General features: G+C 67.6%; 6 protein-coding genes. All 6 read right to left on the reverse strand.

Features of this window, described 5'->3' with window-relative positions:
- Positions 1-88: 88 nt before the first annotated feature.
- Positions 89-1,594: an apolipoprotein N-acyltransferase gene (gene lnt / locus QZ609_RS23085; protein WP_295499881.1), complete on the reverse strand. Its 1,506-nt coding sequence runs from the start codon at positions 1,592-1,594 to the stop codon at positions 89-91.
- Positions 1,595-1,661: 67 nt separating this feature from the next.
- Complete coding sequence (locus tag QZ609_RS23090) at positions 1,662-2,552, reverse strand: HlyC/CorC family transporter (protein ID WP_295499872.1); 891 nt, start codon at positions 2,550-2,552, stop codon at positions 1,662-1,664.
- A 150-nt stretch (positions 2,553-2,702) separates the two neighbouring features.
- Positions 2,703-3,857: a hypothetical protein gene (locus tag QZ609_RS23095; protein ID WP_295499874.1), complete on the reverse strand. Its 1,155-nt coding sequence runs from the start codon at positions 3,855-3,857 to the stop codon at positions 2,703-2,705.
- Between the two features lie 372 nt (positions 3,858-4,229).
- Positions 4,230-5,039: an rRNA maturation RNase YbeY gene (ybeY, locus tag QZ609_RS23100; RefSeq protein ID WP_295499876.1), complete on the reverse strand. Its 810-nt coding sequence runs from the start codon at positions 5,037-5,039 to the stop codon at positions 4,230-4,232.
- The gene (locus QZ609_RS23105; protein ID WP_295499878.1) at positions 5,017-6,009 is read right to left on the reverse strand and encodes a PhoH family protein; all 993 of its coding nucleotides are present in this window, start codon (positions 6,007-6,009) and stop codon (positions 5,017-5,019) included. The genes ybeY and QZ609_RS23105 overlap by 23 nt, the downstream gene beginning before the upstream one ends.
- Before the next feature lie 24 nt (positions 6,010-6,033).
- Positions 6,034-6,594 (reverse strand): TRAM domain-containing protein (locus QZ609_RS23110; protein ID WP_295499880.1); only part of this gene is annotated, 561 nt, incomplete at its 5' end.

The raw sequence follows: 6,594 nt of genomic DNA on the forward strand, positions 1-6,594 counted from the left end.
TGCGGCGTGCCCGCCGTAAAACGTTGAATTTTAGCGTTTTTTGCGGGCAGCCCCGAAAGTGCCTGGAAAGCCGCCCGCTCGCAATGGATCAGTGTGCCTCTACACGGCGGCGGCGCACAAACGCCACCAGCAGCACCAGCGCGCCCACGCCCAGCGCGGGCAGGTTGCCGAGCCGCACGTACGGCGTCAGGCCCTGCGTGCCCTGCACCTCGGCCTGCAGCGCCCCGAGCGTGAACGACGGCAGCCGCGCCTGCACGCTGCCATCCGGGCGCACCACTGCGGTGGCGCCGGTATTGGTGGCGCGCAGCATCGGCCGGCCGGTCTCCAGCGCGCGCATGCGCGAGATCTGCAGGTGCTGGTCCAGCGCGATGGTGTCGCCAAACCACGCCAGGTTGGTCGTGTTGGCCAGCAGGGTGGCTGGCGCGTGTCGCAACGAGGCGGCGATCTCTTCGCCGAACAAGTCTTCGTAGCAGATGTTGGGGGCGACGTACTGGTCAGCCACCGGCATGGCCGCCTGCACTGTCGCGCCGCGCCGGAAGTCGCCCAGCGGCATGTTCATCATGTGCACGAACCAGTGGAAGCCGTAGGGGATAAACTCGCCGAAAGGCACCAGGTGGTGCTTGTCGTAGCGGTACACGCCGATGATCTGCGGGCCGACGCCGAACACGCTGTTGGTGTAGTCCACCGGCGAGTCCTGGCTGGCTGCGCCGAACAGCACACTCGAACCCGTCGTATCGACGTAGGTGCGGATGGCCAGCGCAACCTCCTGCGGCATCTCCTGCAGCATGATCGGGAAGGCCGTCTCGGGCGTCACCACCAGTTGCGCGGGCTGCTCGGTCACCAGCTTGGTGTACAGCGCGAGCGACTGGTCGATGCCGATCTGCTCGAACTTGATGTTCTGCGGCACGTTGCCCTGCAGCAGGCGCACGGAGATGGGCTTGCCCACAGGCTGTGTCCACGCGACGGTGTGCAGCGGCCAGCCCGCCGCCAGCACGAGCACGCCCGCGCCGCCAGCCAGCCAGTGCAGGCGGCGCTCGGCGGCCACGCACAGCAGGCCGGCCAGCGTGGCCGCCATCGCCACGATGCCGTACACGCCGATGAGCGGTGCGTAGCCGGCCAGCGGGCCGTCGGTGTGGGCGTAACCGCCGTTGATCCAGGGAAAGCCCGTCCACATCGTGCCGCGCAGCCATTCGCTCAGCAGCCACGCCGCGCCGAAGATGAGCGCGCTGGCCGCACCGCCCACCTTGCGCCCGCGCACCAGCCATTGCCACAGCCACGCCGCCAGCGCCGGGTGCAGCGCCAGGTAGGCCGAGAGGGCCAGCACGGCGATGACCGACATCCACGCCGGCATCTCGCCGTAGACGTGCATGCTGATGTACAGCCACCAGATGCCGGACAGGAACCAGCCCAGCCCGAACGCAACGCCGACCCACGCCACGTCGCGCAGCCGCGAGGCACGCTGCGCCAGCGCCGCGAGACCCGCCAGCGACAGGATCTGCAGCCACCACCAGTGGTTGGGCGCAAACGACAGCGTATGCATGACGCCCAGCAGCGCCGCCAGCGGCAGCGCAAAACGGAGCTGGGCGAGCGGCACAGCCGGGGCGTCCTGCCGGCGGGAGGACGCCCCGGCAGGGGAGGAGAACTGAGCGCGCACGGAAGAATCAGGCGGGGTTGGAACTGGAGGTGCCGGCCGACGCATCGCCGCCGGACGCGGTCAGGCGACGCACCAGCACCATCTGCACCTGGCGTGCATCGGCGCGCAGCACGTCGAACTGGAATGTGCCCAGGACGATCTTCTCGCCCCGGTGCGGCACGCGGCCGAGGTGGTTGGCGAGCAGCCCGCCGATGGTATCGACGTCTTCGTCGGAGAAGTGCGTGCCGAAGGCGTCGTTGAACTGGCTGATCTCGGTCAGGCCGCGCACGCGCATGTGGCCGTCGGCGGTGGCCAGGATGTTGTCTTCTTCCTGGTCGAAGTCGTATTCGTCTTCGATGTCGCCGACGATCTGTTCGAGCACGTCTTCGATGGTGATCAGGCCCGCCACGCCGCCGTACTCGTCGACGACGATGGCGATGTGGTTGCGGTTGACGCGGAAGTCGCGCAGCAGCACGTTCAGCCGCTTGGATTCGGGAATGAAGACCGCCGGGCGCAGCATGTCGCGCAGGTCGAAGTCTTCATCGGTATAGAACCGCAACAGATCCTTGGCCAGCAGGATGCCGATGATGTTGTCGCGGCTGCCTTCATACACGGGGAAGCGCGAGTGCGCGGTTTCCTGCACGAAGGGGATGAATTCAGACGGCGCGTCGGCGATGTTGAGCGCGTCCATCTGCGCGCGCGGGATCATGATGTCGCGCGCGCACAGGTCGGAGACCTGGAAGACGCCTTCGATCATCGACAGGGAGTCGGCGTCGATCAGGCTGCGCGCGTGCGCGTCTTGGAGGATTTCCAGCAGCTCGGCCCGCGATTCGGGCTCGGGCGAAATGAGGTCGGTCAGGCGTTCGAGCAGCGAGCGGGGTTTGTCGGCCGGCTTCGGACTGGGATACGGATCATTCATGGCGCATAGGCGCGTCGTTAAACATCGGCCCAGCATACACCAAAAGGCCAGCCGCCCCGATGACGGGGGCGGCCGATTCGTGGCCGGGGTCTAGTGCGCGATCGGATGTGATCCGTAATTCGCTCAAAGTACGCGTCGGGGGGGCGGTGTCTAGTCGGTCCCGCCCGGCTGGTTGCCGTTGCCTTGGTCGCCGGCGTTGCCCTGGGTGTCGCCCTGGTGGATGTCATCGCCGCTGCCGCGGTCTTCATGGTGGTGACCACCGCCGTCGTGGGCACCGTGATGGCCGTCATCGCCACCTTCGTGGCCGTCGTGGCCGTGGCTGCCGTGATCGTCGCCACCCTCGCCATGCCCGTTGTGGCCTGGATCGTGATCACCACCGCGGTCATGGTCACCGCCGTGGTCGTGGTCATGGTCATGGTGCCCACCGTGATCGCCACCATGGCACCCGCACGGCGCCGGCGTTGGAGCCGGGGTTGGAGCCGGGGTTGGAGCCGGGGTTGGAGCCGGGGTTGGAGCCGGGGTCGGAGCCGGGGTCGGGCTCGGACTCGGACTCGGACTCGGACTCGGACTCGGACTCGGACTCGGACTCGGACTCGGGCTCGGGCTCGGACTCGGACTCGGACTCGGACTCGGGCTCGGGCTCGGGCTCGGGCTCGGGCTCGGGCTCGGGCTCGGGCTCGGGCTAGGGCTAGGGCTAGGGCTAGGGCTAGGGCTAGGCGACTTGCCAGGCGCCGGTGCTGGGGCTGGTGTGTTGTTGTTGGAAGGCGGTGGCGCCACGTTGTTGGTGGAAGGCGGCGCCGTGACGTTGTTGGGCGTCGACGCCGGTGCGGGCGTCGTGGCGGGGTCTGCCGGGTCGTTGCCGTGGTAGCGGTTGAGCGTGGTGAGGCCGCCGTAGGCCGTCCAGCGGCCGGCAATTTCCTTGTCCACGCCGGCGATCCAGTGGTCGCCGGTCGCGCCTACGCCAACCAGGGCCTGGCTGCTCGCGAAATCGTAGCCGCCGCCGATCAGCGCCTGCACGCTGGTGCTGCCGACCACCGTCTGCACGCGCGGCCGGATGGTCCCTTGTGCGATCAGCAGGTTGGCTTCGACGCCAACCACGCTGTTGCCGTCCGACACGTTGACGGTGCGGCAGCCGACCACGCCGCCGGGGTGCCACTTGCCGTCGAACACGATGACGATGCCGGCGTAGCACGATTGCCGATGATCGGCGTGCGCAATCCTGGGCGTGACCGCAAGCGCGGCACCGACACCCACGCCGACGAGCAGCGTGGCCCATGGAATGCTGTCCATGAAGCGTTGACGCATGATGACCTCCCCGCGGGGCCGCTCCCGTCTGTGCGCGGGTTGGCCCGTGACGCCTGTTGACGACGTCGTTCATAGAGCGCGCTCGAATGGCGGCTTATGTGTCGAGGATAGAAATCGCCAGAACAAAACCCATGCGCCGTATGGCCAGCGGCGCACGTGCCATTCGGCCGACGTGATGGGGCACATGCATGGGCGATTTGACCGGCGCGGCCATGCGCCGAATGGCGGAGGGGGTGCCGAAAACCGTTGCCAGTATTGGGTTTGCGGGAATGTTGGCTGATTCAGTGTTGAAACACTGGGCGAGCCCGCTGGGGCGCCGCCAACAAAAACGCCGGCACGAGGCCGGCGTCTTGCGATGAGGCGAGGCTCGCTTCAGCGGCTCGCGTACGGGTCAGGGAAGCCGAGGTCGGCCAGCACCTGCGTCTCGATGCCTTCCATCTCTTCGGCGTCGGCCGGGTCTTCGTGGTCGTAGCCCTGGGCGTGCAGCGCGCCGTGCACGATCAGGTGCGCGTAGTGGGCTTGCAGCGGCTTCTTCTGGTCCTTCGCTTCCTTCTCGACCACCGGGCAGCACAGCACGATGTCGGCAGCGACCGGGTCGTCCTCGCTCTCGGCGTACGAGAAGGTCAGCACGTTGGTGGCGTAGTCCTTGCCGCGGTAGGTGCGGTTGAGCGTGCGGCTCTCTTCCTCGCCCACGAAGCGCACGTTGAGCTGCGCATCGGCAAACAGCACCGGGGCGATCCACGCCTCGATGTCCTGCTCCTTGGGGCATGCCTTGCGGGCGGCGGCCTTGAGTTCGTCGCCGTGCTGCACGGTCAGCTCGAGCGTGAGCATCTCGGCGCCGGCCATGCCGTCGTCGAGGTCGTCTTCCACCGCCTCGGCCGGTTCGGCTTCGATGCGCAGCGTGATGCTGTCGTGGTGCTCGGGGCGCAGCGCCAGCATGGCGTGCGTGTTGGCGTCCGAGTGCTCGGCGACCAGGGTGATCACGCCATCGGCGGTGTCCGGCAGGCTGACGAGCAGGCTGCGGCCGTCGGCAAAGGCGATGCGCAGGGCGCTGGCATCCACCGTCTTCGGCTTGCCCTTGGCGTCGAATACGTCGACGCGCGGGCTGAGGGTGGCCGGAGCGGCAGGTTGGGTCTTCTTGGTCTTGGCTTTAGCCACGTTAGGTGTCCTTGTGCTGGGCATGGAATTCGTCGTAGGCCTCGATGATGCGTGCCACCAGTGGGTGCCGCACCACGTCGACGCTGGTGAAGCGCGTGATGGCCACGCCGCGCACGTCGCGCAGCACGTGCTGCGCTTCGATCAGGCCGCTCTTCTGGCCGCGCGGCAGGTCGATCTGCGTGGTGTCGCCGGTGATCACCGCCTTGGAGCCGAAGCCGATCCGCGTGAGGAACATCTTCATCTGTTCCGGCGTGGTGTTCTGCGCTTCGTCCAGGATGATGAAGGCGTGGTTGAGCGTGCGCCCGCGCATGTACGCGAGCGGCGCGATCTCGATCATCTGGCGCTCGAACATCTTCTGCGTCTTGTCGAAGCCGAGCAGGTCGTACAGCGCGTCGTAGAGCGGGCGCAGGTACGGGTCGACCTTCTGCGCGAGATCGCCGGGCAGGAAGCCGAGGCGCTCGCCGGCTTCCACGGCTGGGCGCGTCAGCACGATGCGCTTGACGGCGTCGCGCTCGAGCGCATCGACCGCGCACGCGACCGCCAGATACGTCTTGCCGGTGCCGGCCGGGCCGATGCCCAGCGACAGGTCGTGCGACAGGATGCTGCGCAGGTATTCGCGCTGCATCGGCGTGCGGCCATGCAGATCGGTGCGCCGCGTATGCAGCACCGGCGACAGGTCGTTGCCGTCGGGCACGTCGAGGCCCGTTTCCGGCACGTAGGCGCCATGCGCGGCCACCTGCCGGGTCTCCACCAGGCCGAGCTGGATATCGTCCACCGACAGCGGCTCGCGTGCGCCGTTGTAGAACGTTTCCAGCGCGTTGGCCGCGCCCTGCGCGTTGGCGCCGCGGACGGTGAACTTGCTGCCGCGCCGGCTGATGGTCACGTCCAGCGCCTGTTCGATCTGGCGCAGGTTCTCGTCCAGCGGCCCGCACAGGTTCTGCAGGCGCGCGTTGTCGTTCTTGGGCGCAACGAATTCAGCGGTGTTCGGTTTCATCAAATAGAGGAAGCGTGTCGATGATTAGTTGGCCGCGCCGACCACGCGCTGTTCCGTGACTTCGCCGCGCAGCGAGTGCGGGAAGGCCTGCACGATGCGCACGTCCAGCATCTGGCCGACCAGCTGGTCGCGGCGTGCTTGCGGCACATCGGGCAGGGCGAAGTTGACCACGCGGTTGTTCTCGGTGCGGCCGTGCAGCTCGGTCGGGTCGCGGCGCGACGGGCCTTCGACCAGGATGCGCTGCACGCTGCCGAGCATGCCCTGGCTGATGCGCACGACGTTCTCTTCGATGGTCGCCTGCAGGTGTTTCAGGCGTTCGAGCTTGACGGCCTGCGGCGTGTCGTCGTGCAGGTTGGCGGCTGGCGTGCCGGGGCGCGGGCTGTAGATGAAGCTGAACGAGGTGTCGTAGCCGATCTCGTGGATCAGGTCCATGGTCTTGGCGAAGTCCGCATCGGTCTCGCCGGGGAAGCCGACGATGAAGTCGGTCGCCACCGAGATGTCCGGCCGGATCGCGCGTAGCTTGCGGATGATGCTCTTGTATTCGAGCACCGTGTAGCCGCGCTTCATCGCCATCAGGATGCGGTC

Origin of the sequence: uncultured Ralstonia sp. (genome assembly GCA_913056305.1) — a bacterium.
GTDB lineage: Bacteria > Pseudomonadota > Gammaproteobacteria > Burkholderiales > Burkholderiaceae > Ralstonia.

Bases quoted from the DNA above. Each gene is read 5' to 3' on its own strand.
- QZ609_RS23105 (WP_295499878.1), bottom strand. From the start codon at position 6,009: ATGAAACCGAACACCGCTGAATTCGTTGCGCCCAAGAACGACAACGCG.
- QZ609_RS23090 (WP_295499872.1), bottom strand. From the start codon at position 2,552: ATGAATGATCCGTATCCCAGTCCGAAGCCGGCCGACAAACCCCGCTCG.
- QZ609_RS23095 (WP_295499874.1), bottom strand. From the start codon at position 3,857: ATGCGTCAACGCTTCATGGACAGCATTCCATGGGCCACGCTGCTCGTC.
- ybeY (WP_295499876.1), bottom strand. From the start codon at position 5,039: ATGCCCAGCACAAGGACACCTAACGTGGCTAAAGCCAAGACCAAGAAG.